Annotated in this window: 21 protein-coding genes and 4 tRNA genes; 8 read left to right on the forward strand and 17 right to left on the reverse strand. The window is 67.8% G+C overall.

Features of this window, described 5'->3' with window-relative positions; all coding sequences use genetic code 11:
* Window positions 1-16 precede the first annotated feature (16 nt).
* The 3 genes from ACLBWX_RS06640 to bluB all read right to left on the reverse strand — a co-directional run bounded on the left by ACLBWX_RS06640 (window position 17) and on the right by bluB (window position 2,816).
* Window positions 17-904, reverse strand: a complete 888-nt coding sequence (locus tag ACLBWX_RS06640) for a 3'-5' exonuclease (RefSeq protein WP_447676274.1) — start codon at window positions 902-904, stop codon at window positions 17-19.
* 554 nt (window positions 905-1,458) lie between these two features.
* Window positions 1,459-1,923 (reverse strand): L,D-transpeptidase, encoded by a 465-nt coding sequence (locus tag ACLBWX_RS06645; protein ID WP_447676318.1) that lies wholly within the window; start codon window positions 1,921-1,923, stop codon window positions 1,459-1,461.
* A 260-nt stretch (window positions 1,924-2,183) separates the two neighbouring features.
* Window positions 2,184-2,816 carry a 5,6-dimethylbenzimidazole synthase gene (gene bluB, locus ACLBWX_RS06650; RefSeq protein WP_447676275.1) on the reverse strand — a complete coding sequence of 211 codons (633 nt, stop codon included), beginning with the start codon at window positions 2,814-2,816 and terminating at the stop codon, window positions 2,184-2,186.
* Between the two features lie 392 nt (window positions 2,817-3,208).
* Between bluB and ACLBWX_RS06655 the strand changes: the two genes are divergently transcribed.
* Entirely contained in the window at window positions 3,209-3,583 is a 375-nt protein-coding gene (locus ACLBWX_RS06655) for a DUF2794 domain-containing protein (protein WP_056476279.1), read from the forward strand.
* Window positions 3,584-3,671: 88 nt separating this feature from the next.
* Here ACLBWX_RS06655 and ACLBWX_RS06660 read toward each other — a convergent pair whose 3' ends face one another.
* The 6 genes from ACLBWX_RS06660 to rpmI all read right to left on the reverse strand — a co-directional run bounded on the left by ACLBWX_RS06660 (window position 3,672) and on the right by rpmI (window position 10,092).
* Window positions 3,672-4,439 carry a Bax inhibitor-1/YccA family protein gene (locus tag ACLBWX_RS06660; protein WP_447676276.1) on the reverse strand — a complete coding sequence of 256 codons (768 nt, stop codon included), beginning with the start codon at window positions 4,437-4,439 and terminating at the stop codon, window positions 3,672-3,674.
* Window positions 4,440-4,788: 349 nt separating this feature from the next.
* A complete protein-coding gene (locus ACLBWX_RS06665; protein ID WP_447676277.1) occupies window positions 4,789-5,628 on the reverse strand; it encodes a DUF1186 domain-containing protein in 840 nt (279 codons plus the stop codon).
* 15 nt (window positions 5,629-5,643) lie between these two features.
* Window positions 5,644-8,067 carry a phenylalanine--tRNA ligase subunit beta gene (gene pheT, locus ACLBWX_RS06670; RefSeq protein ID WP_447676278.1) on the reverse strand — a complete coding sequence of 808 codons (2,424 nt, stop codon included), beginning with the start codon at window positions 8,065-8,067 and terminating at the stop codon, window positions 5,644-5,646.
* Between the two features lie 106 nt (window positions 8,068-8,173).
* The gene (pheS, locus tag ACLBWX_RS06675) at window positions 8,174-9,256 is read right to left on the reverse strand and encodes a phenylalanine--tRNA ligase subunit alpha (RefSeq protein ID WP_447676279.1); all 1,083 of its coding nucleotides are present in this window, start codon (window positions 9,254-9,256) and stop codon (window positions 8,174-8,176) included.
* A 212-nt stretch (window positions 9,257-9,468) separates the two neighbouring features.
* Window positions 9,469-9,840 carry a 50S ribosomal protein L20 gene (gene rplT / locus ACLBWX_RS06680; protein WP_447676280.1) on the reverse strand — a complete coding sequence of 124 codons (372 nt, stop codon included), beginning with the start codon at window positions 9,838-9,840 and terminating at the stop codon, window positions 9,469-9,471.
* A gap of 48 nt (window positions 9,841-9,888) precedes the next feature.
* Entirely contained in the window at window positions 9,889-10,092 is a 204-nt protein-coding gene (rpmI, locus tag ACLBWX_RS06685) for a 50S ribosomal protein L35 (protein ID WP_018044555.1), read from the reverse strand.
* Window positions 10,093-10,373: 281 nt separating this feature from the next.
* Here rpmI and ACLBWX_RS06690 point away from each other — a divergent pair.
* From ACLBWX_RS06690 to ACLBWX_RS06700, 3 genes are all read left to right on the forward strand, one after another.
* A tRNA-Asp gene (locus tag ACLBWX_RS06690) sits at window positions 10,374-10,450 on the forward strand.
* Window positions 10,451-10,476: 26 nt separating this feature from the next.
* Window positions 10,477-10,553 (forward strand) — tRNA-Asp (locus ACLBWX_RS06695).
* A gap of 408 nt (window positions 10,554-10,961) precedes the next feature.
* Window positions 10,962-11,477: a CAP domain-containing protein gene (locus ACLBWX_RS06700; protein ID WP_447676281.1), complete on the forward strand. Its 516-nt coding sequence runs from the start codon at window positions 10,962-10,964 to the stop codon at window positions 11,475-11,477.
* 347 nt (window positions 11,478-11,824) lie between these two features.
* On the opposite strand, the gene ACLBWX_RS06705 is transcribed toward ACLBWX_RS06700, so the two are convergent.
* Window positions 11,825-12,112: a hypothetical protein gene (locus ACLBWX_RS06705; RefSeq protein WP_447676282.1), complete on the reverse strand. Its 288-nt coding sequence runs from the start codon at window positions 12,110-12,112 to the stop codon at window positions 11,825-11,827.
* Window positions 12,113-12,485: 373 nt separating this feature from the next.
* Here ACLBWX_RS06705 and ACLBWX_RS06710 point away from each other — a divergent pair, with 373 nt between their 5' ends.
* Window positions 12,486-14,027 carry a lipopolysaccharide biosynthesis protein gene (locus tag ACLBWX_RS06710; RefSeq protein WP_447676283.1) on the forward strand — a complete coding sequence of 514 codons (1,542 nt, stop codon included), beginning with the start codon at window positions 12,486-12,488 and terminating at the stop codon, window positions 14,025-14,027.
* A gap of 243 nt (window positions 14,028-14,270) precedes the next feature.
* Here ACLBWX_RS06710 and ACLBWX_RS06715 read toward each other — a convergent pair.
* The 6 genes from ACLBWX_RS06715 to ACLBWX_RS06740 all read right to left on the reverse strand — a co-directional run bounded on the left by ACLBWX_RS06715 (window position 14,271) and on the right by ACLBWX_RS06740 (window position 21,146).
* Window positions 14,271-14,346: transfer RNA gene (locus ACLBWX_RS06715), tRNA-Val, on the reverse strand.
* Window positions 14,347-14,500: 154 nt separating this feature from the next.
* Window positions 14,501-16,927: an endopeptidase La gene (gene lon / locus ACLBWX_RS06720; protein ID WP_447676284.1), complete on the reverse strand. Its 2,427-nt coding sequence runs from the start codon at window positions 16,925-16,927 to the stop codon at window positions 14,501-14,503.
* A gap of 259 nt (window positions 16,928-17,186) precedes the next feature.
* On the reverse strand, window positions 17,187-18,458 hold the full coding sequence (gene clpX / locus ACLBWX_RS06725) for an ATP-dependent Clp protease ATP-binding subunit ClpX (RefSeq protein ID WP_055955375.1): 1,272 nt from the start codon (window positions 18,456-18,458) through the stop codon (window positions 17,187-17,189).
* A gap of 221 nt (window positions 18,459-18,679) precedes the next feature.
* On the reverse strand, window positions 18,680-19,306 hold the full coding sequence (locus ACLBWX_RS06730) for an ATP-dependent Clp protease proteolytic subunit (protein WP_026176059.1): 627 nt from the start codon (window positions 19,304-19,306) through the stop codon (window positions 18,680-18,682).
* A gap of 132 nt (window positions 19,307-19,438) precedes the next feature.
* Window positions 19,439-20,887: a trigger factor gene (gene tig, locus ACLBWX_RS06735; protein WP_447676285.1), complete on the reverse strand. Its 1,449-nt coding sequence runs from the start codon at window positions 20,885-20,887 to the stop codon at window positions 19,439-19,441.
* 174 nt (window positions 20,888-21,061) lie between these two features.
* Window positions 21,062-21,146, reverse strand: a tRNA-Leu gene (locus tag ACLBWX_RS06740).
* 216 nt (window positions 21,147-21,362) lie between these two features.
* Between ACLBWX_RS06740 and ACLBWX_RS06745 the strand changes: the two genes are divergently transcribed.
* Window positions 21,363-22,865, forward strand: a complete 1,503-nt coding sequence (locus ACLBWX_RS06745) for a multicopper oxidase family protein (protein ID WP_447676286.1) — start codon at window positions 21,363-21,365, stop codon at window positions 22,863-22,865.
* Here ACLBWX_RS06745 and ACLBWX_RS06750 read toward each other — a convergent pair.
* A complete protein-coding gene (locus tag ACLBWX_RS06750) occupies window positions 22,858-24,366 on the reverse strand; it encodes an NAD(P)H-hydrate dehydratase (RefSeq protein WP_447676287.1) in 1,509 nt (502 codons plus the stop codon). The genes ACLBWX_RS06745 and ACLBWX_RS06750 overlap by 8 nt on opposite strands.
* 206 nt (window positions 24,367-24,572) lie before the next feature.
* On the opposite strand from ACLBWX_RS06750, the gene ACLBWX_RS06755 reads away from it, so the two are divergent.
* The gene (locus ACLBWX_RS06755) at window positions 24,573-24,911 is read left to right on the forward strand and encodes a P-II family nitrogen regulator (protein ID WP_003600526.1); all 339 of its coding nucleotides are present in this window, start codon (window positions 24,573-24,575) and stop codon (window positions 24,909-24,911) included.
* 470 nt (window positions 24,912-25,381) lie between these two features.
* Window positions 25,382-26,794 (forward strand): type I glutamate--ammonia ligase, encoded by a 1,413-nt coding sequence (gene glnA, locus ACLBWX_RS06760; protein WP_056216753.1) that lies wholly within the window; start codon window positions 25,382-25,384, stop codon window positions 26,792-26,794.
* Window positions 26,795-26,940: the final 146 nt, after the last annotated feature.

Genomic DNA, 26,940 nt, shown 5'->3' on the forward strand with positions numbered 1-26,940 from the left:
GAGGCCACGGCCCGGGTCAGGCTTCCGGGTTGGTGCGGATGGAGAAGCGGTCGCGGGCGGTGATCCGGTCGGCCACGAGGTCGTGGATCTCGCGCTGGTAGATCTCACGGCACAGGAAGGCGCGCTCGAGATCGAGCCGGTCTTCCTCGATGTCAATGTACCAGCAGCGCCGCCGCCCACTCCAGCGGTAGCTGCGCCCCTTCAGGACGTCCTTCGTGGTGATGGGCGAACCGGCGGCCCAGACCCGCACGGTGGGTTTGCGCGCGGTCTCGAGCAGGCAGGACAGAGCGAGGCGTCCGGAGGTCTTGAGAGGCGCCGCCAGCAGCGCCAGCAGCGCATGGCAATCGTCGATGGCGCGGTGGCCCTTGTGGAAGTAGCCGAGGTCGATGAGCAGGTAGCCGAGCTTCGACCCCTCGTGCCCTTCCGTGCGCCAGGGTACCTGATGGCACGAGCAGGCCCAGTTCTTCTCCGCGAAGACAGGCCAGCGGGCCTCGCATATCTGCCGGTCGAAGCCGGCATTGTGCGCGATCACGACGGCGGCGTCGGCCGCCATGGCCGCCACGGCGCCGTCGTCGATGCTTTGCCCAGCCACGTCGGCGTCGCCGATCCCGGTCAGGCGTGTGATCTCGGCCGGAATGGGCCGGCCCGGGTCCTGGAGCTGGTTGAGCGTGGCGAGCACTCGGTAGACACGCCCGCTCGCACCGTACTCGAACTTGATCATGCCGAGTTCGATGACCGTGTCACGGGTGTGATCCAGGCCCGTGGTCTCGGTGTCGACGATCAGGCCGATGAAGGTCGGCTCGTCGGGCCGCGTCTCGGCGGCCGCGAACGGCTCGATCTGACGAAGCACCCGGTACGCCCCCGTCGTCTCGAGGGCGGCTGCGATCGCGTCCAGGGCGTGCATCGATGCCACTTCGTCCAGGTCCGGCAGGTCTCCGATCGCGCGGGTCGAAACCCGCGCCGCGTCGCAGGGACCCTAGACGCGCAGGCGTAACGTCGGATAGGCGGCCCGATCCGGCATCAACAGAAGACTGCGCATCGACGCAGATGACCGGCCCTCGCGAACATGACGACAGGGTGTTCGATCGATCGCTCAGCCTTTCGCGCGGTCGAGCCCGAGATGCCGGTGCGCTTCGGCGGGCGTCAGCATCCTGATCTCATCCTCCGAAAACCCGAGGGCGCGGAGATCGGCTCGCTGACGATTGGTGATCATCAGGGAGACGGCGGGAGATGCGTCAGGATGTCTGCCGGCCGTCTCCGCCTGTAGGGCGGCCGTTTGGAGAGGAGGCTCCGGGGGAACCGCCTCCGCTTCATCCCGATCGAGGGCCCGTCGCCGGTCGTCATGATCCACCATCATGCCATCCAACGTAGGCGGCCGGCGCTGCGGGTCGACACCTCATTCCACACGTGATGCTGCGCATGGGAAATGCAGGAGGAGATCCGACGGCGTCGGATCCATCAGCGGGTCACATAGACCTGGGTGCCCACCGAGACGCGGGCGTAGAGATCGGTGATGTCCTGATTGAACATGCGAATGCAGCCATAGGATGCGTAGGTGCCGATCGAGTTCGGCCGATTGGTGCCGTGGATGGCATACTCGCCGCCGGCCAGGGTCATCGCCGCCACGCCCATGGGGTTCGACGGTGAACCGCCGGCGATCACGGCGGGCAGGCGCGGGTTGTCGCGCTTGACCTCGCGCGGGGGCGACCAGGCCGGCTCCACATACTTGCCATCGATCTGCGTGGCGCCGCTCCACTGCTTGCCCGGCTTTCCAACGGCGACGGGATAGCGGATCGCGGTTCCGTCACCGTTGACGAGATAGAGCCGTCGCTCGGCGGTGCGGACGATGATCGAACCGGGCGTGACGCCGTCATGGAAGGCGACGACCTCCCGCGCCTGGGCCGGCAGATCCAGGAGACCCATGCCGAAGGCAACGCCCGCCGCCGCAATCCACTTCCCATACCCGACCATGACCTGACTCTCCGAAAGCGTGACCGTTTGCTTGGCCATCAATCGCGGATGCAGGTTCTCGTTTCGGTAAAGCGAGGCGATATGCTGGTGGTCATACCCCGAAACTCTCCGGCGCGGTAAAGCATGGCATCCGGGATCCGGACAAAAGCCACGCCTCGTCTTATGAATCCATTGACTCTCCCTATCCCGGCAAGATCAACGTCCCGGCAATTTCAACGCTCGATCAGCGTCGTCCCGGTGCCGAGGCGCTGTTGCCAGCCATGCCGGACGAGTTCCGGATCCTCGTGCTCCTCCACCGGCAGGCCGACGCAGAGGTAGGCGACGAGGCTCCAGGCGCAGGGCACCTGCAAGGTCTCGCAGACCGCGTCGGGTTCGAGGATGGAGACCCAGCCGACCCCGAGGCCGTGCGCCCGCGCCGCGAGCCAGAAGGTCTGGACGGCGGTGACGACGGAGTAGCGCAGCATTTCCGGCATGGTCGCGCGCCCGAGGCCGTGCCCGGTGGCGGTGGCTTCGTCGCAGAAGACAGCGAGGTGGACCGGGGCCTCGCGCAGGCCGGCGAGCTTCAGACGGACATAGGCTTCGCGCTGCTCGGCCGCGTAAGCCTCGGCGGCAGCGGCATTGCAGCGCTCGAAGCTCGCGATGACCGCGCCGCGGCGTTGCGGGTCGGCGACACGGACGAAACGCCACGGCTGGCTGTTGCCGACGGAGGGGCTGAAGCTCGCCAGATCGAGGCAGCGGCGCAGCAGCGCCTCGTCGACCGGATCAGCCCGGAAACGGCGTACGTCGCGGCGCCAGGCGAACAGCGTCGCGAGCGTCTGGCGAAACTCGGCATCGAAGCTGACCACGACCCGTCCCCGGCGGTGAATTGGCCTCCTTCATAGACGGACTTTCTCCGTGAGGCCGAATTTTTGGAATCGGACGAGGGGGACAGGGCCAAAAAAAGGGCCGCGCTCCGGGGAGGCGGCCTGAAGTCCTTGGGTCTCGAAACCTCTGAGATGTCGGTCCCGCCGAACCGGGCGCCGGCCGAAGAGCTGGGGAGCCGGTGAGATCGGACGCCGCTCGGGGACAGGATCGACGAAGTTTCGGCAACAGGTGTCGCGCCGCATCAAGGCCGACGCTGGGCCTTATGGCGGCGAAATCGTGGTGATGTGTTTCGGAGGCGCGCAGCGAATCGGCGCCCTTGCGGCGGTGGATGAGCGGCACCATGATGGAGGATCAGTCCGGAACAGGAGTGACGATGAGCGAGAGAGCCGGTGCCGATCCGCGATTGCCCGACGCGGCCGCGCGGGTCATTCCCTTTCCGAACGCGCCGGTTCCGCCCCAGATCGCCTTCGACCGTGCGGAGCTGCGCGTCCTCTTCAATCTCTACGGACGGATGGTCTCGCAGGGTGAATGGCGCGACTACGCCCTCGATTTCCGGCGCGACAAGGCGGTGTTCTCGATCTACCGGCGCAGCTCGGAGATGCCGCTCTACCGGGTGGAGAAGGACCCGAAGCTCGCGCGACGCCAGGGCGCCTACGCCGTCGTAGCGGCCTCCGGCCTGGTATTGAAACGCGGCACCGACCTCGCCCGGGTGCTCGCCGTGCTGGAGCCACCCCTTCGCGCGGTGTGACCGAGCCAGGCGAGCCCTCGGCCCAGCAAAAAGGCCCCGGCGGTGGTCACCGCCGGGGCCTTCTCATTCGTCCGGGTGGCGAATTCGCTTAGCGGCGGTCACCGAGGAGCGAGAGCAGCATCTGGAACATGTTGATGAAGTCCAGGTACAGCGTCAGGGCTCCGTTCACCGACAGCTTGGCCGCGCCCTCGGCATCGGCGCCGCTGTAGAGGAACATCTCCTTGAGCTTCTGCGTGTCGTAGGCGGTGAGGCCCGCGAAGATCAGGACGCCGATCACCGAGATCGCGAACTGAAGCGCCGAAGAGGCGAGGAAGATGTTCACCAGCGAGGCGATGATCAGGCCGATCAGGCCCATCACCAGGAACGAGCCCATGCCCGACAGGCTGCGCTTGGTGGTGTAGCCGTAGAGGCTGAGGCCACCGAAGGTCGCCGCCGTGATGAAGAACACCCGCACCACGCTCGCGCCCGTGAAGACGAGCAGCAGCGAGGACATCGAGGCACCCATCACCGCCGCGAAGGCGAAGAAGGTCAGGCGCGCGGAAGCGGCGGACATCCGATCCATCCGCATCGAGAAGATGAAGATGAAGGCGAGCGGCGCCAGCATCACGACCCACTTGAGCGGGCTCGTGTAGAGTAGCTGGCCGAACGGCGTCAGGGCAACGCGGCCGGTCGCCGTCTGGGCGACGGCGGCCATGTTGAGGCCGAGCGCCACGAGACCGGAGATCCCGAGGCCGATGACCATGTTGTTGTAGACGCCGAGCATGAAGGTACGCAGGCCCTGGTCGATCTCGACCTGGCTGCCGGCATACCCGGTCGGCTGGGCGCCGTACCGGAAGGGGCTGTTATCGAATGCCATGGGAGTTTCCCTTGGAAGCTCTCTCAGCGTGTGATTTCGGAATGAGGCTCACGCACACGACCTCTTGGCGCCAAGCGACGCCTCACGACGAAATATGTTCGGTCACGCTGCCCCGCACAAGAGGCCGGCCAAGGCTGAATCGCGTGAATCGCACCCGCCTTTGCTGGTATTTTATTCGGGTCTGACGGGATTAAAACGCCGCCTGACCATGCGAGAATTTCGCGGCGGACAGGATTAACCACGCCGTCGCGACCGGTGTCGTTACATCCTGGTGCCGGCAGAAGGGGATCGACGAGCGAGCCGGCGGCCTTCGGGCTGGTGCCCGGTGCGGGCGCCCCCTCCGCGGTCGTCAGGCCACGGCCTTGTCCAGGCAGCACTTCTTGAACTTCCGGCCGCTGCCGCAGGGACAGGGATCGTTGCGGCCGACATGCTTGAGGGGATTGCGGATCGGCTGGCCGAATCCCTCCGCCGTCCAGGCGAGCTCTGCCACCGGGTCATCGAGGGTCCCGAAACGGTCCGGGTCGAACCGGGCGGGGTCGTCGATCTCCATCGCCTCGCGCAGAGCTCCCGGGAACCAGGACGGGTCGCTGATCTCCGCGGTGAGCCGGCCGTCCTGGCGCGCGGCCGAAACGCGAGGCGCCAACTCGCCGAGACCAAGGAGCGCGATCGCCTCCTCCCAGCCGGCCCAGGCGAGATCGCCCTCGACGGCGGCCCGCTTGTCGTCGAAGCGGACCAGAACGTCGTGGGCCTGGCGGCGCGGAATGCGCCCGATCTGGCTCAGGAAGGCCACGGCGGCGAGGGCTTCGTTCCGCACGACGTCGTCGACCGTGCTGTCGACGAGCAGGGTGAAGAGAGGCTCCACATCGCCGTCGAAAACGCTGACCAGAACCTTGGTCAGCGTCGTCGTCAGCGCATCGCCGAGGAGGATGTCGAGGGTCTCCCCGTCGCGATGGAGGAGCCGGATCAGCGGGCGATAGACCCGGGTGTCCTGGGCTGCGGCGAGGACGTGCAGGCCCCAGAACAGGAGGTCGGCGTCGGACTCCCCGAGGTCCGGGTCCCGGGCGGCCCGATCCAGGACGTCGAGCACCGCGTCGGCGATGCGCTGTGGCTCCGCGAGCGCCGCGCGCATCTCGGGCACCGGCAGGTGCTTGGCGGCCGAGAGCGCGGCGACGAGATCCGGATCGAGCATGGATAACCTATCCTGTCAGGAGCGGAGGGTCGCACCGGTCTTGCGCGCGACCTCGGCGACGATCCGGGCGGTGACCGCCTCGATCTCCGCATCGGTGAGGGTGCGGTCCACCGGCTGGAGCCGAACCGCGATCGCCACCGACTTCGAGCCCTCGGGAATACCGACGCCCTCGTAGAGATCGAACACGTCGACGCCGGTGATGAGCTTGCGCTCGGCGGCCTGGGCGGCCTTCACCACCTCCCCGGCCGCCACGTCGCGGCCGACCACGAAGGCGAAATCGCGGGAGATCGGCTGGAAGTCCGAGAGGGCCAGGGCCGGCTTGACCTTGGTGGGACGGTATTTCGGCAGCGGCACCGCGTCGAGGGTGATCTCGAAGGCGACGAGCTGGCCCTTGAGGTCCAGGGCCTTCATCACGCGGGGATGCACCTCGCCGAAGAAGCCGACCGGGTTCCTGGGTCCGAACTGAAGGGTGCCGGAGCGGCCCGGATGCAGCCAATCCGGCCCGCCGGCCACGACCTGCAGGCCGCCGGTCGGCACACCGAGCGACGCCAGGAGCGCGAGGGCATCGGCCTTGGCGTCGAAGGCGTCGACGCCGTCGGTGCGCCCGTCCCAGTGCCGGCCCGCACCGGCATGGCTGGCGGTGCCGCGCCGGATCGCGGCCGCTCGGTTGGTCTGGCCCTCCGGCTGGTCGGTGGCGAAGCACTGGCCGACCTCGAACAGGGCGACGTCGGCGCTGCCGCGGTCGGCGTTGCGCTGGGCGGCGCGCAGCAGGCCGGGCACCAGGCTCGGGCGCATGTCGGAGAGATCGGCGGCGATCGGGTTGGCCAGCGCCAGGTCGGCCCCGCCCCCGCCGAACAGCACGGCGTCCTCGTGCGGGATGAACGACCAGGTCACCGCCTCGACGAGGCCGCGGCTGGCCAGCGCCCGCTTGGCGAGGCGGGTGCGCTTCTGCATCACGGTCAGCACCGGCTTGCCCACCGCCGCTTCGATGCGCGGCAGGGGCTTCGCCTCGATGCGGTCGAGCCCGGCGATGCGCACGATCTCCTCGACGAGGTCGGCCTTGCCCTCGACGTCCGGGCGCCAGGACGGGGTGAGCACCTTCACGCGGTCGCCCGATCCGGCCACGTGGAAGCCCAGGGCCTCGAGCGTCACCTTCATCTCGGCCCGGGAGAGTTCGATGCCGGCGAGACGCCGGGTCTCGGTCCAAGGGAAATCGATGACCCGCTCGGTCTGGGGCGGTTCACCGACGATCACGGGCCGGCTCGGGCTGCCGCCGCAGATCTCCAGCACCAGGCGGGTGGCGAGGTCGAGGCCCGGCAGGGTGAAGGCCGGGTCGACGCCGCGTTCGAAGCGGTAGCGCGCATCGGTGATCACGCCGAGGCGACGGCCGGACTGGGCGATGTTCACCGGGTCCCACAGGGCCGACTCGATCAGCACGTCGGTGGTCGACGCATCGCAACCCGAGGCCTCGCCGCCGATGATACCGCCGATGGACTCGACGCCGTTGTCGTCGGCGATGACCACGGTGTCGCCGGTCAGGGTGTAGGTCTTGCCGTCGAGGGCCTTCAGGGCCTCGCCGTCGCGGGCACGACGAACCACGAGGCCCCCCGCCACCTTGGCGGCGTCGAAGACATGGAGCGGCCGGCCACGGTCGAAGGTCAGGTAGTTGGTGATGTCGACGAGGGCGTTGATCGGGCGCAGGCCCAGAGCCCGCAGGCGGGCCTGCATCCAATCCGGCGAGGGGCCGTTCCTGACGCCACGCACGAGGCGCAGGGTGAAGTAGGGGCAGAGGCCCGCGTCGGGCGCCGCGAAATCGAGGGTGACGGGAACGGGACACTCGCCCTCCCCCCGTACCGGCGGCTGCGGCTCGCGCTTGAGGTCGCCGATCCCGGTCGCCGCGAGGTCGCGGGCGATGCCGTGGATGGCGGTGCAGTCGGGCCGGTTCGGCGTGAGGTTGATCTCGACCACCGGGTCGTCGAGCTTGGCGTAGAGGGCGTAGGGCTGACCGGTCGGCGCGTCATCCGGCAGGTCGAGGATGCCGCTGGACTCATCGCCGAGGCCGAGCTCGGCGCCCGAGCACAGCATGCCGAGGCTGTCGACACCGCGAATGCTGCCGACCGCCAGGGTCTTGTCGAGGCCGGGCACATAGGTGCCGGGGGGGGCGAACACCGTCTTCATCCCGGCCCGGGCGTTGGGCGCGCCGCACACCACCTGCACGGGCTGTCCGTTGCCGGCATCCACCGTGCAGACGCGCAGGCGGTCGGCGTTCGGGTGCTGCTCCGCGGTGAGCACGTGGGCGACCACGAAGGGCTTGAGGCTCGCCGCCTTGTCCTCGATGCCTTCGACCTCGAGCCCGATCCGCGTCAGGGTCTCGGCCACGGTGTCGAGGGACGCCTCGGTGTCGAGGTGATCCTTGAGCCAGGAGAGAGTGAGTTTCATCGCTTGAATCCCCTGGCGTCCGAGGGTCCCGGGAAGATGGGATGCCGGCGCCGAACAGGAAAGGAAAGGTCTCGTCCGGCGGAGGCCGGCGCGCGAAGGCCGGGGATCAGCCCGTCAGCCCCGCCACCAGGCTCGGGATATCGAGGGGGCGGAAGCCGTAATGGTCCAGCCAGCGCACGTCCGCCTCGAAGAAGGGGCGCAGATCCGGCATGCCGTATTTCAGCATCGCGATCCGGTCGATGCCGACGCCGAAGGCGAAGCCCTGGACGCTGTCGGGATCGAGGCCGCAATTGCGCAGCACGTTGGGGTGGACCATGCCGCAGCCGAGGATTTCGAGCCAGTCGGTGCCCTCCCCGAAGCGGATCTCGCCGCCCTTGCGCGAGCACTGGATGTCCACTTCCGCCGAGGGCTCGGTGAAGGGAAAGAACGAGGGCCGGAAGCGCATCTTCACCGCCTCGACCTCGAAGAAGGTGCGGCAGAACTCCTCCAGCACCCATTTGAGGTTGGCGATGTTGGCAGCCTTGTCGATCACCAGGCCCTCGACCTGGTGGAACATCGGCGTGTGGGTCTGATCGGAATCGTGCCGGTAGGTCCGGCCCGGGCAGATCACCCGGATCGGCGGTTGCTGGGCACGCATCGTCCGGATCTGAACCGGAGAGGTGTGGGTGCGCAGCACCTTGCGCTGGCCGTTCCGGTCGGGGGCCAGGAAGAAGGTGTCGTGCATCTCGCGCGCCGGGTGGCCGGGCGGGAAGTTGAGGGCGGTGAAGTTGTAATCGTCGGTCTCGATGTCGGGTCCTTCGGCCACCGAGAAGCCCATATCGGCGAAGATCGCCGTGATCTCGTCCATGACCTGGCTGATCGGGTGGACGCGGCCGCGCACCTCCGGTGCCTCGCGCACCGGCAGGGTCACGTCGATGCGCTCGGCCGCGAGGCGGGCGGCGAGCGCCGCCTCCGCCAGGGCGTCGCGCCGGGTCGCCAGCGCACCCTGCACCCGGTCGCGCAGGCCGTTGATCAGGGGTCCGCGCGCCTTGCGCTCGTCGGGCGTCATCGCCCCGAGGGTCTTCAGAAGCTCGGAGACCGATCCTTTCTTGCCCAGGGCCGCGACGCGCACGGCGTCGAGGGCGGACTCGTCGGCGGCGCCTGCGACCTGTCGGAGCAGGTCGCCTTCGAGGGTGTCGAGATCGGTCATCGGTTCAACTCACCGGCTGCGGCGCCGACCCTCGCGGGGCCGGGCGGGCTCCATCGGCCTGAGGCGAGGGTTTTCCCGGTCCCCGACCGCAACGCAAGCGGTCAGAGCCCGAAAACCCGCGATCTCGGGCAGAAAGACGAAAGGCGCGGCTCCCCAGGGGCGCCGCGCCTTTCGTGAAGAACAGCGCTCGGCTCGGGCGAGCCGGACTCGCCTCAGGCGGCCTTGGCGGCCGGGAGGGCGGCCTTGGCGATCTCGACCACCGCGGCGAACGAAGCGGGCTCGTGGATCGCGAGCTCGGAGAGGGCCTTGCGGTCGACCTCGATGCCGGAGATCGACAGGCCGTTGATGAAGCGCGAGTAGGTCAGGCCGTGCTCACGGACAGCGGCGTTGAGGCGCTGGATCCAGAGGGCGCGGAACGTACGCTTCTTGTTCTTCCGATCGCGGTAGGCATACTGCATGCCCTTCTCGACCGCCTGCTTGGCGATCCGGATCGTGTTCTTGCGGCGACCGTAATAACCACGGGCGGCCTTGAGGACTTTCTTGTGCTTCGCGTGACTGGTCACGCCGCGCTTGACGCGGGCCATGGGAGTTCTCCTGGATTACGAAAAAAGCAGTCTCGGCGTCGTGAAGGCTTACCGGCTGTTGGGCAGGAAGTACTTCTTCACGTTGGCAGCATCGCCCTCGAACAGGGTGGTGGTGCCGCGCAGGTTGCGGATCTGCTTCGTCGTCCGCTTGATCATCCCGTGGCGCTTGCCGGCCTGGGCATACATGACCTTGCCGGTGCCGGTGATCTTGAAGCGCTTCTTCGCGCCCGACTTGGTTTTCAGCTTGGGCATTTGGCTCTCCTGAACGCGCAGCGACCCCGATCCGGACGGATCGAAGAGATGCGCTCGGTTGATGCTTCTGATGGAGCAGCACGAACCGCCACGGCAGCCCGATCGGCCGGGCGGTTCAACGCGAGGGGGCTATGACAGAAAAGCGACGCGGTTTCAATGCCGCCTTCGGGCGCGACCGTCCGGTCCGGAAATTCCCGGCCGAATGCGTTCCGGGATTGCTTGACAGCCCCGGGCACTGAACCTACACCGCCGACACCGCCGGAAACGGGGCGGGACGTCAAGCGGGCGTAGCTCAGTCGGTTAGAGTGCCGGCCTGTCACGCCGGAGGTCGCGGGTTCGAGTCCCGTCGCCCGCGCCACGTCACCACTTTCCCGAATATCGGATGCGGGCGTAGCTCAGTCGGTTAGAGTGCCGGCCTGTCACGCCGGAGGTCGCGGGTTCGAGTCCCGTCGCCCGCGCCACATTACCCGAAGTCCTGACCCTAAGTCCTGCCAGAACTTTGCCGGAAGGCGACGGAACTCGGGATTCGACGTCCTCTCGTTCACCGCCGGCCTCGCTCGCGCACCGGATTCCCTGCGAATCCCACAAACGCGTCCGCGACGTCGACGACGTCCCACCTTGCCTGCACGGAGCGCAGCCACAGGTGGCGCGGGGGATCGAAAGCCAGCCCGAGCTACGCATCGCGGCCCGGCATTTCGGCGCCGCGCCCCGGAATCACGACACCCGGATCTGACACCGCTCCGTGACCCGAGAGTCACAGGCGGAATCCCTGTGATTGCGCTGGCGCCGGACGCCGCGTTTTCGCCGCATCGACCGACGAGGCGGAAGGTTCACAGGCTCGATCCAGAGATCTCTCCATACCGATGCGCATGTCCCGCACCGTCGCGCCGCGTCCGGCCCTCCGCCTCGGCGCGAGCGCCCTCGCCCTCTCCGTCCTGCTCGCCCTGGCGGGCTGCGGCACGCCCACCCTGCTCGCACCCGACCAGCCGACCAGCCTCGTCATCCTCGACGAGCAGGCTGCCGCCGCCGCGATCTCGCGCTACCGGGCCCACCATGGGCTCGGCCCGGTGGCGATCGACTCGAGCCTGATCCGGGCTGCCTCCTACCAAGCCGCCTCGAACGCGAAGGCGGGGCGTCTCAGCCACGAGATCGGCGGCACCTTCGATTCTCGCATGGCACAGGCCGGTTTCGGCCGGACCTACGCCGCCGAGAACCTCAGCGCCGGCTCGGCCACCTTCGACGAGGTGCTGGCACGCTGGAAGGCCTCGACAGAGCACAACAAGAACATGTTGATCCCGCAATTGCGTCGGATCGGCATCGCCCGCGTCGATGCGCCGGGCACTCGCTACAAGCGCTACTGGGCGCTCGTGATGGCGGGCGGCTGAGCGGCCTCGGAAAAATCGGATGCTGGTCGGCGGCGACGGCGGCGCTCACGTCCCCCGGTGCCGGCCGCGATCGCCGCCGCTTGCTGCGGCTGGTCCCGGTCCTTCGTCACTCTCGGTCCTTCGCTCACCTGGAACCGTCGCTCGCAGCCGCGCCTCGGCCCGGCGCACGAAGCGACCTTCCGCCAGAGGTGGAAGGCACCGAAAGGGATCCGGATCGCCTCCGTGAGGACGACCGGCCCGCCGCCGATCAGCACCCGTACGTCATCACAGGCGCGCCGACGACGAGGGCGATGATCCGCAGCGGGATCAATGGGTGTCATCGCATGCCTCCCGCCCACCGCCGCGTCTCAGCCCTGCGGATCGTCGGCATCCGCCTCGGCGAGACCGTCCTGCAGGGAACGGATGATCGTGCGCATTTCCGGGACCATCGCGATCGCCTTGGCGATGCGCTGCGCCTCCTGCCGGGTCATCGACCCCGTCACCGTGCGCGCCGCTGCATCGTCCGCGAAGTAGGTCCAAGCCACCGCGAGCCCTTCCCCATCCTCAATACAGAAGCTGCCGTCCCGCTCGACGACGATCCAGGGCGACGGAAAACTCCGGGCCGCCTTCGGATGGATCTCGCCTTCATCCGCCACGCGTCACCTCAGCTCTGGGAGGAACCCTGATCGCCGCGAGCGTCGGCAATCCACAAACATCAGTCTTGTCAGTTGCTTAGAACGAACTCGAAGGGGCCTGTCTAGCATCCGGACCGTGCCGTGGAAAGCTCCGAGGGCACAGGTCACCCGGCACTCCGCTCCAACGCCCCGTGGCGGTGACCTCACAGCGCCCGGGTGCCTTCGGCGGAGGTTCGAACCGCCGAAGCGGCAGTCCCGGCAGGCTCGGCAGGTCCGAGAGTTGCTAAGCGCGACGGGTCCTTCTTCGCCGCACGTTTGCGATCGATCCGCATCCCATCGGCGACGTGGCTCGGCGGGCGCAACCGGCCTCGCAGGGAGCCGATCCACATCAGACATGTCACGAGCGCTCGTGTATGTCGTGCGACTGGGGCAGCCGCTTGCCGCCTTTGGAGACGAACGGGTGATTTCCCTCGCAAAACGAATGGTTCGGAATGAATTTTCCATCGTTATGGTGGGCCAGGTCGTCCAGCTTGTCTTGACGTTTGGAACATCGCTCATCATCGCCCGAACAATCGGTGCCGAGGGCTATGGTCTGATCAATCTCGCGCGAAGTATTGCCTTGGTTCCAGCGATGATCGCACCCCTCGGTCTCGACATCGCGCTGTTGAAATTCTGCGGACGCACCGATTCCGCCGATCCCGTCGCTCAGGCCGTGATCCGGAAGCTCAGACTGACGGCGGCACTACTGAATATCGGCGTGATGCTCGCGGTCATCGTGGCCGCGCTGGGCTCGTCGTTCGTGAACGTGTTCGGTCATCCCGGCCTCGATACGATCATGCTGGTGACCATCCTGACCCTTCCCTTCGCCGGCGATCTCAGCATCCTCGGCGCCCTTTACAAGGCGCGCGGCGAACCGGCCCGGTACGCGATCTTCTACTATATCGGTCAGTCGGTGCTGCGGGTGCTGATGATCGGTCCGGTGCTCCTCTTCTGGCCGAGCACCCTCGCCGTCGCCTTCGTCAACACGGCGCAGATCATCATGACGCAGTGTCTCTGCTTCATCGACGAGCGACGCAGGCACGGACGACGCCCGGCATCGGGCGCCCCCGCGGACAGGATCGTCGTCCGAGCCGAGTATTGGCGCGTCTCGCGCGAGGCGGTCTGGATGTGCGCGTCCATCGTCGTCTATGGAACGATGCGCCTCGCGGACATCCTCGTGCTTGGGCTGTATGCCGATACGGCGAGCATCGGGGAATACGCAGCCCTCTCGACCGTCGCGCAGCTCATCGTCTTCTGGTCGGTGGCCGGCAGTCAGACGCTCGGACCGCGGATCGCCAACTTCTACCAACAGGGTGATCTGGACAGCCTCAAGCGGGAGCTGAGTCGCTACATCCGCCATGCTTCGATCATCTCGAGCTTCATGTTCGCCGGACTCGCCGTTTTCGGCGACCGACTCGATCTGATCTTCGGGAAGGCCTTCCACTTCGACCCAGCCGTCTGCTTCATGCTGCCGCTGGCATTTCTCCTCAGTGCCACCCTTGCGCCGATGGGCTATGCGCTCTCGATGACCGGCCATCATCGCCAGGAGAACGCCATCCTCGGCAGCGGCGCGCTGGTGCTCGTCGTCGCGCTGCTCATCCTGGTCCCGCGCTACGGGCAGATCGGCGCCGCGAGTTCCGTCGTGGTCGCCTTCGGCCTCGTGAATGTCGTGCGCTTCGTCTACACCGCGCGCCTCCATGGGTTCATCCCGGGCCGGGCCGCGGACCTCCTGCCGCCCTTCGTGGGCTTGGCGCTCGCCTTCGTCGCGCGTCAGATCGGCGACGTGTTCGGAGGACACGACCTCCTGACGACCATCGGATCGTCGGCCCTCTTCATCCTGCTCTACGTCTTCGTCTATCGGTCGGAGCTGCCGCTTCGACGGTCCAAGACGACCTGAATTCGAAGATCCCTGTCTCGGAGACGGGGCCGTATGCAGAAGCCGTGGTACTTGGTTGGACCGACGACGATGCCAACGCTGTGCCCGACCAGGACCCACACTTTTGCCGGCGCGAGCTTGGCGCCAATCGACTTGGGTCTGGTCGGAACGCGACCCGAACAGACCCGCTCGATCGCTCCGGCCGCTGCACTCGCCTTCTGGAAACGGCGCGACGCAGGAGGATCGGATCGGGGCGGGGAAGCTTGGTGGGCGGTGACGGGCTCGAACCGCCGACCCTCTCCGTGTAAAGGAGACGCTCTACCAACTGAGCTAACCGCCCGACTTGCTGCCCTACGTCTCGCAGAGCGCGACGCTTCGTAACGGAAGCGCGGGAGGGCGCGCAACCCCCTCCTCCGGCGCTGCGCAGGTCCGGGCATGAAAAAGGCCCCGGCTCGTATGCCGGGGCCTCGCTTCAGATCAACGCTGCATCGGCGCTAGTGGGCGATGACGGTCGCGGAATCGTCCTCGGCGATGACCGGGCGAACCGGCGGGGCCGGCTCCTCCCACTCGATCGGCTCGGGCACGCGAACGAGAGCGTGCTGGAGCACCTGGTCCATCCGCGAGACGGGGATGATCTCCATCCCGTTCTTCACGCTATCGGGCACCTCGGCGATGTCCTTGGCGTTCTCCTCGGGGATGAGGACCGTCTTGATGCCGCCGCGCAGAGCGGCGAGCAGCTTCTCCTTGAGGCCGCCGATCGGGAGCACGCGGCCCCGCAGGGTGACCTCGCCCGTCATCGCCACGTCGCGGCGCACCGGAATGCCCGTCAGCGTCGAGATGATCGCGGTCGCCATGCCGATGCCGGCCGACGGACCGTCCTTCGGGGTCGCCCCCTCGGGAACGTGGACGTGGATGTCCCGGCGGTCGAACAGCGGCGGCTCGATGCCGAAATCGACGGCCCGCGAGCGGACGTAGCTCGCCGCGGCGGAGATCGACTCCTTCATCACGTCCCGCAGGTTGCCCGTGACCGTCATCTTGCCCTTGCCGGGCATCATGACGCCCTCGATCGTCAGCAGTTCGCCGCCGACCTCGGTCCAGGCCAGACCCGTGACCACGCCGACCTGATCCTCCTCGTCGATCTCGCCGTAGCGGAACTTCGGCGGACCGAGGAAGACCGGCATGTTCTCTTCCGTGACGCTGACGGCCTTCACCTTGGTGATGAGGATCTCCTTCACCGCCTTGCGGATCAGGTTGGAGATCTCACGCTCCAGGTTGCGCACGCCCGCCTCCCGCGTGTAGCGGCGGATGAGCATCAACAGGCCGGCATCGTCGATCTGCCACTCCTTGGCGTCGAGACCGTGCTTCTTCACGGCGCCCGGGATCAGGTGCTTACGCGCGATCTCGAGCTTCTCTTCCTCGGTGTAGCCGGCGATGCGGATCACCTCCATGCGGTCCATCAGGGGCGCAGGAATGTTCAGCGTGTTGGCGGTGGTGACGAACATCACGTTCGACAGGTCGTAATCCACCTCCAGGTAGTGGTCGTTGAACGTGGCGTTCTGCTCCGGATCGAGGACTTCCAGCAGGGCGGCCGACGGGTCGCCCCGGAAGTCCATGCCCATCTTGTCGATCTCGTCGAGGAGGATCAGCGGGTTCGAGGTCTTCGCCTTGCGCATCGACTGGACGATCTTGCCCGGCATCGAGCCGATATAGGTCCGGCGGTGACCGCGGATCTCGGCTTCGTCACGCACGCCGCCGAGCGACATGCGCACGAACTCACGCCCCGTCGCCTTGGCGATGGACTTGCCCAGCGAGGTCTTGCCGACGCCGGGAGGACCGACGAGGCACAGGATCGGGCCGGTGAGCTTGTTCGCGCGCTGCTGCACGGCGAGATACTCGACGATCCGCTCCTTCACCTTGTCGAGGCCGAAATGGTCCTCGTCGAGCATGACCTGGGCGCCGAGAAGATCCTTCTTGATCTTCGAGCGCTTGCCCCACGGGATGCCGAGCATCCAGTCGAGGTAGTTGCGCACCACGGTCGCCTCGGCGGACATCGGTGACATCTGGCGCAGCTTCTTCAGCTCCGCCACCGCCTTGTCGCGGGCTTCCTTGGTGAACTTGGTCTTCTCGATCTTCTCCTCGAGCTCGGCGAGCTCGTCCTTGCCGTCCTCGGAATCGCCCAGCTCCTTCTGGATCGCCTTCATCTGCTCGTTCAGATAGTACTCGCGCTGGGTCTTCTCCATCTGCCGCTTGACGCGGGTCCGGATGCGCTTCTCCACCTGGAGCACGGAGATCTCGCTCTCCATCAGCGAAAGCACGCGCTCGAGGCGCTGCGCCACCGTCGGGATCTCGAGGATCGCCTGCTTGTCGGCGATCTTGACCGCGAGGTGCGAGCCGACGGTGTCGGCGAGCTTCGAAGGCTCATCGATCTGGGTGACCGCGGAGACGACCTCGGGCGAAATCTTCTTGTTGAGTTTCACGTAGTTCTCGAACTCGGCGATGACCGAGCGGGCGAGCGCTTCCGCCTCGACGCTGTCACCGAGTTCGTCGGTGAGGGTCTCGGCCTCGGCCTCGTAGTAGGTGTCGGATTTGGTGAAGCGGGTGATCTTGGCGCGGCCGGCGCCCTCGACCAGCACCTTCACGGTGCCGTCGGGCAGCTTCAAGAGCTGCAGCACGCTCGCCAGGGTGCCGATCTTGTAGATCGCGTCCGTCGAGGGATCGTCCTCGCTGGCGTTGATCTGCGTCGCCAGCAGGATGTGGCGGTCGGTGCGGACCGCCTCTTCGAGGGCGCGGATCGACTTCTCGCGGCCGACGAAGAGCGGCACGATGATGTGCGGGAACACGACGATGTCGCGCAGGGGGAGGACGGCGTAGGAGCCCGTCGAGCCCGGAACGACGGGCTGGCGCGATTTCGATTGGGTCATGTCGGACTTCCTCATGATGGACGCCGGGCAGTCGCTCCTCCCAGGGAGCAAGCATCCTGCCAGGGGCCGACCGGGCCGCGAGGGGGTCGGAAGTGTCTTGGGAAACGATCTTGGAGCGTGCGGCTGGTGGCGGGACACCGCACCTCAGAGGCGAGCGTGCGGCCATCGCGCTGAGGCTTGAGATGGAAATCGGGGCGGATGTTTTCAAGCATCCGCCCCGAGGCTCGACCCAGACCTGACGAAGACCCGACGGCGGGCCTCAGGCGCTGACGCTGGCCGGGGCTTCCTTGTTGCGGTCGCCATGGATGTAGAGCGGCCGGGCCTTGCCCTCGACCACCTCGGGGCCGATCACCACCTGCTCGACGGATTCAAGACCCGGCAGGTCGTACATCGTCTCGAGCAGGATCGTCTCCAGGATGGAGCGCAGGCCGCGCGCACCGGTCTTCCGCTCGATCGCCTTGCGGGCGACCATGGACAACGCCTCCTCCTGGAAGGTGAGGTCGACGTTCTCCATCTCGAACAGGCGCTGGTACTGCTTGACCAAAGCGTTCTTCGGCTCCTGCAGGATGCGCTTGAGGGCGGTCTCGTCGAGATCCTCCAGGGTCGCCAGCACGGGCAGGCGGCCGACGAACTCGGGGATGAGGCCGAACTTCAGCAGGTCCTCGGGCTCGACGTTGCGGAAGATCTCGCCGGTGCGGCGGTCGTCGGGAGCCTGGACGGTCGCGCCGAAGCCGATCGAGGTGCCCTTGCCGCGGGCCGAGATGATCCGCTCCAGGCCCGCGAAGGCGCCGCCGCAGATGAACAGGATGTTGGTGGTGTCGACCTGCAGGAACTCCTGCTGGGGGTGCTTGCGGCCGCCCTGCGGAGGCACGGAGGCGACGGTGCCCTCCATGATCTTCAGGAGGGCCTGCTGCACGCCTTCGCCCGAGACGTCGCGGGTGATGGACGGGTTGTCGGACTTGCGCGAGATCTTGTCGATCTCGTCGATGTAGACGATGCCGCGCTGTGCCCGCTCGACGTTGTAGTCGGAGGCCTGGAGCAGCTTGAGGATGATGTTCTCCACATCCTCGCCGACGTAGCCGGCTTCCGTGAGGGTGGTGGCGTCCGCCATGGTGAACGGCACGTCGAGGATGCGGGCCAGGGTCTGGGCCAGCAACGTTTTGCCCGAGCCGGTCGGCCCGATCAGCATGATGTTCGACTTCGCCAGCTCGACGTCGTTGTGCTTCGAGGCGTGGGCGAGGCGCTTGTAGTGGTTGTGGACCGCGACCGAGAGGACCTTCTTCGCGAAATCCTGGCCGATGACGTAGTCATCGAGGACGCGGCGGATCTCCTTCGGGGTCGGCACCCCGTCGCGCGATTTCACCAGGGAGGACTTCGATTCCTCGCGGATGATATCCATGCACAGTTCGACACACTCGTCGCAGATGAACACCGTCGGGCCCGCGATCAGCTTGCGGACCTCGTGCTGGCTCTTGCCGCAAAACGAGCAGTACAGCGTGCTCTTCGAGTCGTTGCCGCCAGTCTTGCTCATATCGGTCTCCGTTCGCGGGCATGGCGCCGGTCCCGGGCGCACACGCATCCTTCGAATTTAATGGCGTCCGCCTAAAGAAACAGTCACCTGCGCGCATCTGCCGGCTTCGATCAGACTGGCGATGCAAGCACGCGACCGCGACGGGATCAAGGCAGGCACCGGGAAAGTGCTCCGCCTCGAAACGACGCGCCGGGCCGGACGGCCCGGCGGTCCCGTCCGGATCAGGCGGCGGCGGGCTCGGGCCGCTTCTGGATCACCTCGTCGATGAGCCCGAACTCCTTGGCGGCGTCGGCCGTCATGAAGTTGTCGCGCTCGAGCGCCTGGACGATGGTGTCGTAGTCGCGGCCGGTGTGCTTCACGTAGATCTCGTTGAGGCGCTTCTTCAGGGCCTCGATCTCGCGGGCATGGATCAGGATGTCGGTGGCCTGGCCCTGGAAGCCGCCGGAGGGCTGGTGGACCATGATCCGGGCGTTCGGCAGGGCGAAGCGATGGCCGGGCTCGCCGGCGGTGAGGAGCAGCGAACCCATCGAGGCGGCCTGGCCGACACAGAGCGTGGTCACGGGGCAGCGGATGAACTGCATGGTGTCGTAGATCGACAGGCCGGAGGTCACGACGCCGCCCGGCGAGTTGATGTAGAAGGAGATTTCCTTCTTGGGGTTCTCGGCCTCGAGGAACAGCAGCTGCGCGACGATCAGCGACGCGCCGTAATCCTCGACCGGACCGGTGAGGAAGATGATGCGCTCGCGCAGCAGGCGCGAATAGATGTCGAAGGCACGCTCACCGCGGCTCGACTGCTCGACCACCATGGGCACGAGCGCGCTGTTATAATAGTCGACCGGATCTCTCATCATCACGTGCCCCAGCTACAAGGGGTCCGGCCGCGCCGCGAATCGGGCGCGCACCGGACGTTTCAGCGAACTACGGCGATGGTGAACATCGCCTTACTCTCGAGCCCGCCGCCCTCGTGGGAGCAGCCGGACTCAGTCGGCCTTGGCGACGGCGGGCAGGCCCTCGTCGGTTCCGGTCGAGGCCGAGTCGTCGCTCTCGGCCTTCGTCTCGGATTTGCCTTCGGCACCCGCCTCGGCCTCGTCCTCGTCGGCGAACAGCGCGTCCTTCGAGACCGGCTCCTCGACCAGCTTCACCTGCGCGAGCACGTGGTCGACGACCTTCTCCTCGAAGATCGGCGCACGGAGCTCGGCGAGCGCCTGGGCGTTCTTGCGGTAGAAGTCCCAGACCTGCTGCTCCTGGCCGGGATACTGCCGCACCCGGGCGATCAGCGCCTGGTTCACCTCGTCGTCCGAGACCTTGATATCGGCCGTCTCACCGACCTGTGCAAGCACCAAGCCGAGGCGGACGCGACGCTCGGCGATTTTGCGGTACTCCGCGGTCGCCTTCTCCTCGGTGGTGCCCTCGTCCTCGAAGGTCTTCTCGCGGGTCTTGAGGTCTTGCTCGACCTGGGCCCACACGGCCGCGAACTCCTGGTGGACCAGGCTCGGGGGCAGCTCGAAGGCGTACTTGGTGTCGAGGGCGTCGAGCAGGTCCTTCTTGAGCTTGCGGCGGGACTGCGCCTCGAAGTCGCTGCCGATGGCGGTGGAGACCGCCTCCTTGAGCTTCTCAAGGGATTCCATGCCGAAGGTCTTGGCGAGCTCGTCGTCGATCTTGGTCTCGCCGGGCGCCTGGATCGCCGTCACGGTGACGTCGAACTCGGCGTCCTTGCCGGCGAGGTGCGCGGCGCCGTAGGCCTCCGGGAAGGTCGACTTGACGACGCGCTTGTCACCGACCTTGGCGCCGACGAGCTGCTCCTCGAAGCCGGGGATGAACGAGCCGGAGCCGAGTTCCAGATCGATGCCCTCCCCGGTGCCGCCCTCGAACTCGGTTCCGTCGATGCGGCCGACGAAGTCGATGGTGACCCGGTCGCCGGTCTCGGCGGCGGCGCCTTCCTCGCGGGGCGCAAAGGCGCGGTTGGAGGAAGCCATGCGGGTGATGGCCTCGTCGATCTCCTCGTCGGACGGCTTGGCGACCTGCTTGGTCAGGCTGACGTCGGACAAGTCGACAAGCTCGAAGGTCGGCAGCACCTCGAGGGCGACGTTGAAGGAGACGTCGTCCTTGGCGTCGAGGGCGCGCTCGACGATCGACTTCTCGCCGGGAAACTCGATCTTGGGCTCCAGGGCGAGCTTGAGGTTGTTCTCGGAGACGATCTTCTGGTTCGCCTCGTTGACGGCGTTCTGCAGCACGTCGGCCATGACCGAGCGGCCATAAAGCTTCCGCAGATGCGCGACCGGGACCTTGCCGGGACGGAAGCCCTTGATCTGGGCCTTGTCCTTGAGGGTCGACAGCTCGCTGGTCAGGCGCTCCTCGAGCTCGTTCGCGGCGAGCAGGACCTGAAACTCGCGCTTCAGTCCCTGGGAGAGTGTCTCGGTCACCTGCATGGTCGTCTTTCCGCTGTCGTCCGTGTGATCGCGCAAATTCGGTTGGTTCCTCGCGGCCCGCCTCGGCGGGCTCCACGAGGTCGGCGCCGGGATCGCGCGCCGCCGAGGGCCGGCTTCCTGCAGCGGGCCGGCCGGCCATCGCACTGAGCCAATCCGTTCCCGACGGCGATGGACTGGTGCGGGCGGAGGGGCTCGAACCCCCACGTCTTGCGACACTGGAACCTAAATCCAGCGCGTCTACCAGTTCCGCCACGCCCGCAAGCGCCAACGCCCGGCGCGCTTTCCGCCGCCAGAGCGGGGTCCTATAGCACGCGCGCCACGGGTCGCAGCAAAAAAATCGGCGCGCCGCCAACGATCGTTCCGGACCGCCGCGGCCGGCTCCGGCGCCGATTTGGCGTCCGTCGAATCCGCATTCTACAAGCAGCGCCCGGACGCCGCCGCGACCGGTCCCGTCCTTCCCCGACGCCGAGGTTCCATGCCGCAAGGTCCCTTGCCGAAAGCCCGATCGCTCGCCCCGAGCGATCCCGTCTCGGCCTCGCGCCGTGCCGTCCTCGGCGGTGTCGCAGCGCTGGCCCTGCTGCCGCGCAGCGCCCGCGCAGAAGCGACGAGGGCCCCCCTGGCTCCCGCCGCAGCCCCCGCGGCGGCTCCCTCTCCGGCAGGTCCATCCGCGGCGTCGCCCGCCCGCACCCTGACGGCGGCGCCTGCCGCGCTGCGGCTCAAGCCCGAGCCGGCCGTGCCGACCCCGGTCTGGTCGTTCGACGGCAAGACCGCCCCCCCGGTGGTCCGGATCCGCCTCGGCGAGACGGCGCGGCTGAAGGTGGAGAACAGGACGGACAAGCCGCTCAGCCTTCACTGGCACGGGGTGCGCAACCAGAATCCCATGGACGGGGTCGGCGGCGTCACGCAGGCGCCGATCGCGCCCGGCGCCGACTTCACCTACGCTTTCGTGCCGCCGGATGCCGGCACCTTCCTGATTCGCCCTCTCGTGGTCGGCGGGTCGAGCGAGCCCTCGGGCCGAGGCCTCGCCGGTGCCCTGGTGGTCGAGGAGGCCTCGCCGCCGCCCGTGGACCAGGACCTGACGCTGCTGATGCAGGACTGGCGCCTCGACGACGCGAGCACCCTGCTGCCCTTCGGCCAACCGATCTTCGCCGCGAGCTCCGGGCGCCTCGGCAGCCTCGTCACCCTGAATGGTGTGCCGGTGCCGGCGCCGATCACGGCCCGGCCGGGCAGCCGCCTGCGCCTGCGCCTCGGCAACGTCTGCAACGCCCGCGGCACCCGCATCCGCTTCGACGGCGTGAAGGTCTACGTGCTGGCGGTGGACGGCCAGCCCACCGACACCTTCGAGCCATTGCGGGCCACGCTGCCCTTTCCGCCCGGCACCCGCTACGACCTGATGCTCGACATGCCCACCGAGGCCGGCGCCCAGGGTACGATCACGGCGCTGATCGGCAACGGCGTCGCCCTCGCGACCCTGGCGCTGACCGGCGATGCCGCCCTGCCCCCGCGGCCGCCGATCGCGAAGATCGGTGACAACCCGCTGCTGCCCGCCGAGGTGAAGCTGCAAAACGCCGTCCGGCGCGACATCACCCTCACGGGCGGCGCCCGGATCGACAAGGACAAGCCCGCTGCCGAGCCGACCTATACCGGCGACCCGAAACGGGTCTGGTCGGTGAACGGCGCACCAGGCAGCGCCGGGATGTCGCCGCTCTTCTCGGTCAAGCGCGGCCAGGTCGTGGTACTGGCGATCAAGAACGAGACCGCCTTCCCGCAGGCCCTACACCTGCACGGACACGCCTTCCGCCTGCTTCATCCCCTCGACGACGGCTGGGAGCCTTACTGGCTCGACACATTCCAGCTGCTCGAAGGCCGCACGGCGCGAATCGCCTTCAAGGCGGACAATCCGGGACGCTGGCTCCTCAGCTCCACAGTGCTGGAGCGCTTCGACACGGGGCTCTGGACACTCTTCGAGGTCACCTAGGCTCCAGCAGCGCGCCGAGCACCGCCGGCATCATCTCCGGCAGGTCCTCGGCGATGAGGCCGGGCCCGTGGCGCAGGCCGGCGTCGCCGTGCAGCCAGACCGCCGCGGCGGCGGCCTCGAAGGGCGCCATGCCCTGGGCCAGGAGCCCGGCGATCAAGCCGGCCAGCACGTCGCCGGCGCCGGCCGTGCCGAGATAGGGCGTGCCGTGATCGTTGATGGCGGCCCGGCCATCGGGAGCGGCGACGACCGTGTCGGCCCCCTTCAGAACGACGACGGCCCCGGCCAGGGCGGCGGCACGCCGGGCGCGCTCCAGCTTGTCCGCCTCCGGGTCGACGGCCTCCGTGCCCTCGAACAGGCGGGCGAACTCGCCCTCGTGCGGGGTCAGGACCGCCAAAGCGTCGCCGTCTGAGAGGTGCGCCGCCAGGAGGGCGGCCTGTCCCTTGAAGCTCGTCAGCGCATCGGCGTCGAGGACGAGGGTGCGACCCGCCGCGGCGGCCACCGCCACAAGATCGCGGGTGGCCTCGCCGATGCCGAGGCCGGGTCCGGCCAGGACCACGTTCAGGCGCTCGTCGACGAGGAGGTCGTCGAGATCGTCGGCGCTGTCGCAGGCGCGCAGCATGATCGCGGTGCAGTGGGCGGCGTTCTCCGCCAGGGCCGTACTCGGCGAGACCAGGGTGACGAGGCCGGCCCCGACCCGGAGCGCGGCGCGCGCCGCCATCCGGGCGGCGCCCGTGCGGTAGGCGGGACCCGACAGGACGAGGGCGTGCCCGCGGGTGTACTTGTGGCTCGCCGCCGTGAGCCGCGGGAAGGCCGCGTCCCACAGGCCAGGCCCGTTGCGCCAGAGCGGCGCGGCCCCGGCGAGACCCGCTTCCAATGCCGTCGCCCCGGTGCCGATCTCGGCCACGTGCAGGGTGCCGCACTGGGTGCGCCCGGGCTGGAGCAGGTGGCCGGGCTTCAGGGCCACGAACGTGATGGTCTCGGTGGCCCGCACCGCGACGCCGCGCACGGCGCCGGTATCGCCGTCGATCCCGCTCGGCACGTCGACGGCGAGGACGGGGCAGGCGGCCTGCCCGAGCCGTTCCACCAGGGCGGCGACGGACCCCTCGAGGTCGCGCGCGAGGCCTGCACCGAACAGGGCGTCGACGACGAGGCCGTAGGCCGCGAGGTCGCCGAGGGTCGCGAGATCCCGGACCGGGCCGGCCCAGCCCTTGGCCGCCTCCGCCGCGTCGCCGGACAGGGCCTCCGGCGCCACCAGGCCGGCGAGGTCGACCGCATGCCCGGCTTCGGCGAGGAGGCGTGCCGCCACGTAGCCGTCGCCGCCGTTGTTGCCCGACCCGCACAGGACCAGGATGCGCGCGCCCTCCCCGGCCAGCGCGCGGGCGCGCTCCGCCACGGCGGCTCCCGCCCGCTCCATCAGGACGATCCCGGGCGTTCCGGCGGCGATCGCCGCCGCATCGACCCGGCGCATCGCCTCGACCTTGAGCAGACGCAGGGTAGGCATCGCGGTTTCCTCCGGTGTTTCGCGCGGGGCTGCTCGTCTGAGGCTCACGAAACAGCCTCAGGCACGTCATTCGCCCAAACGATTTGCGGTACGTGCATGTTCGTTGTGCAGTTTTCCGCCTTCACCGAACAAATCGGCGTGGCGAAGGCCGGACGGCGATGGTACCAACGATGGATCAAGAAGCATCGAGGTCAGGCCCGCCCGGCATGAAGAAGATCGAAGCGATCATCAAGCCTTTCAAACTGGACGAGGTGAAGGAAGCCCTCCAGGAGGTCGGTCTCCAAGGCATCACCGTGATCGAGGCGAAGGGCTTCGGGCGCCAGAAGGGCCATACCGAGCTCTATCGCGGCGCCGAATACGTGGTGGATTTCCTGCCGAAGGTGAAGCTCGAGATCGTCCTGTCGGACGCGCTGGTGGAGGGCGCCGTCGAGGCGATCCGCAAGTCGGCCCAGACCGGGCGCATCGGCGACGGCAAGATCTTCGTCTCGACCATCGAGGAAGCCATCCGCATCCGCACCGGCGAGACCGGGACCGACGCCATCTGAGCGGCCTCGGGTCGCTTCGCGATACAGGCGGCTCGGCAGGCTCTGGTCGGTACGGGGGCCGCGGGTTGCCACGGCGCGATGGATCTGAAACGCCTCGGGTGGAACCCCTCCGAGTGGGACGGCGACGCGCGGGATCGCGTCGAGATGCGGGAGATCCCGACGCCGTGACGTGGGCCTGAACCGGGGCCTGTCCGGGCGGACGAGACCGGAAGCCCGCCGCACCGCCACACCCAAAAGCTTGAGACAGTTCTAAGGTTTTGTTTTTGCGTCTCTTCTCGCGGTCGCTGCGCGTCCGGCGCCGAGAAATTGCGCTGGCCCGGACGCTTCACCTGCGGTAAACGCTCGACGCCCAAGACGCTCGATGCCCAAGACGCTCGACGGCGAAGACCCTTCCGCTCTGCGGCGCGCCGGTGCCCGCTGCGGCAAAACCACGGCCGCAACGGGCCGAGACATGAAGGAGACCCCCAAGGATGGCCAAGACTGCAGCCGACGTCCTGAAGGAAATCAAGGACAACGACGTCAAGTACGTCGACCTCCGGTTCACCGATCCGCGCGGTAAGTGGCAGCACGTCACCTTCGACGTCTCCCTCATCGACGACGAGATGTTCTCCGAAGGCACGATGTTCGACGGCTCGTCGATCGCCGGCTGGAAGGCCATCAACGAATCCGACATGCTGCTGATGCCGGACCCGGCGACCGCCTGCATGGACCCGTTCTTCTCGGCCTCGACCATGTCGATCGTCTGCGACGTGCTCGAGCCCTCCACGGGCGCGCCCTACAGCCGCGACCCGCGCGGCACCGCCAAGCTGGCCGAAGCCTTCCTCAAGTCCACCGGTATCGGCGACACCATCTATGTCGGCCCCGAGGCCGAGTTCTTCGTGTTCGACGACGTGAAGTTCGGCTCCGACCCGTACCACACCGGCTTCCAACTCGATTCGACCGAGCTGCCGACCAACGGCTTCACCGACTACGAGGGCGGCAACCTCGGCCACCGCGTCGCCACCAAAGGCGGCTACTTCCCGGTGCCGCCGCAGGATTCGGCACAGGACATGCGCGGCGAGATGCTGGCCGCCATGCAGTCCATGGGCGTGAAGGTCGAGAAGCACCACCACGAGGTGGCGAGCGCCCAGCACGAGCTGGGCATGAAGTTCGACACCCTGACGCTGCTCGCCGACCACATGCAGATCTACAAGTACTGCATCCATCAGGTCGCCCAGAGCTACGGCAAGACCGCGACGTTCATGCCCAAGCCCGTCTACGGCGACAACGGCTCGGGCATGCACGTGCACCAGTCGATCTGGAAGGACGGCAAGCCGCTCTTCGCCGGCGACAAGTACGCCGACCTTTCGCAGGAATGCCTCTGGTACATCGGCGGCATCATCAAGCACGCCAAGGCGCTCAACGCCTTCACCAACCCGTCGACCAACTCCTACAAGCGCCTGGTGCCCGGCTACGAGGCCCCCGTGCTGCTCGCCTACTCGGCGCGCAACCGCTCGGCCTCCTGCCGCATCCCGTGGACGACGAACCCGAAGGCCAAGCGCGTCGAGGTCCGCTTCCCCGACCCGATGGCGAACCCCTACCTGGCCTTCTCGGCCCTGCTGATGGCCGGCCTCGACGGCATCATCAACAAGATCGATCCGGGTGCCGCCATGGACAAGGATCTCTACGACCTGCCCCCGCGCGAGCTGAAGAAGATCCCCACCGTCTGCGGCTCGCTCCGTGAGGCCCTGCAGAACCTCGACCGCGACCGCGCCTTCCTCAAGGCCGGCAACGTCTTCACCGACGACCAGATCGACTCCTTCATCGAGCTGAAGATGACCGAGGTCATGCGCTACGAGATGACCCCGCACCCGGTCGAGTTCACGATGTACTACTCGCTCTGAGAGCGACCGAGCCGGGCGTCAGGCCCGGTTCACCGGACGCATGCGAAACGCCGGGGCTCCGCGAGGGGCTCCGGCGTTTCGCGTTTCGACGACCGGCAAACATTCCATTTGGTGGACCGACCAACTCAGCCTGAGCGTGTGAGATC

Source organism: Methylobacterium sp. M6A4_1b (assembly GCF_053345175.1).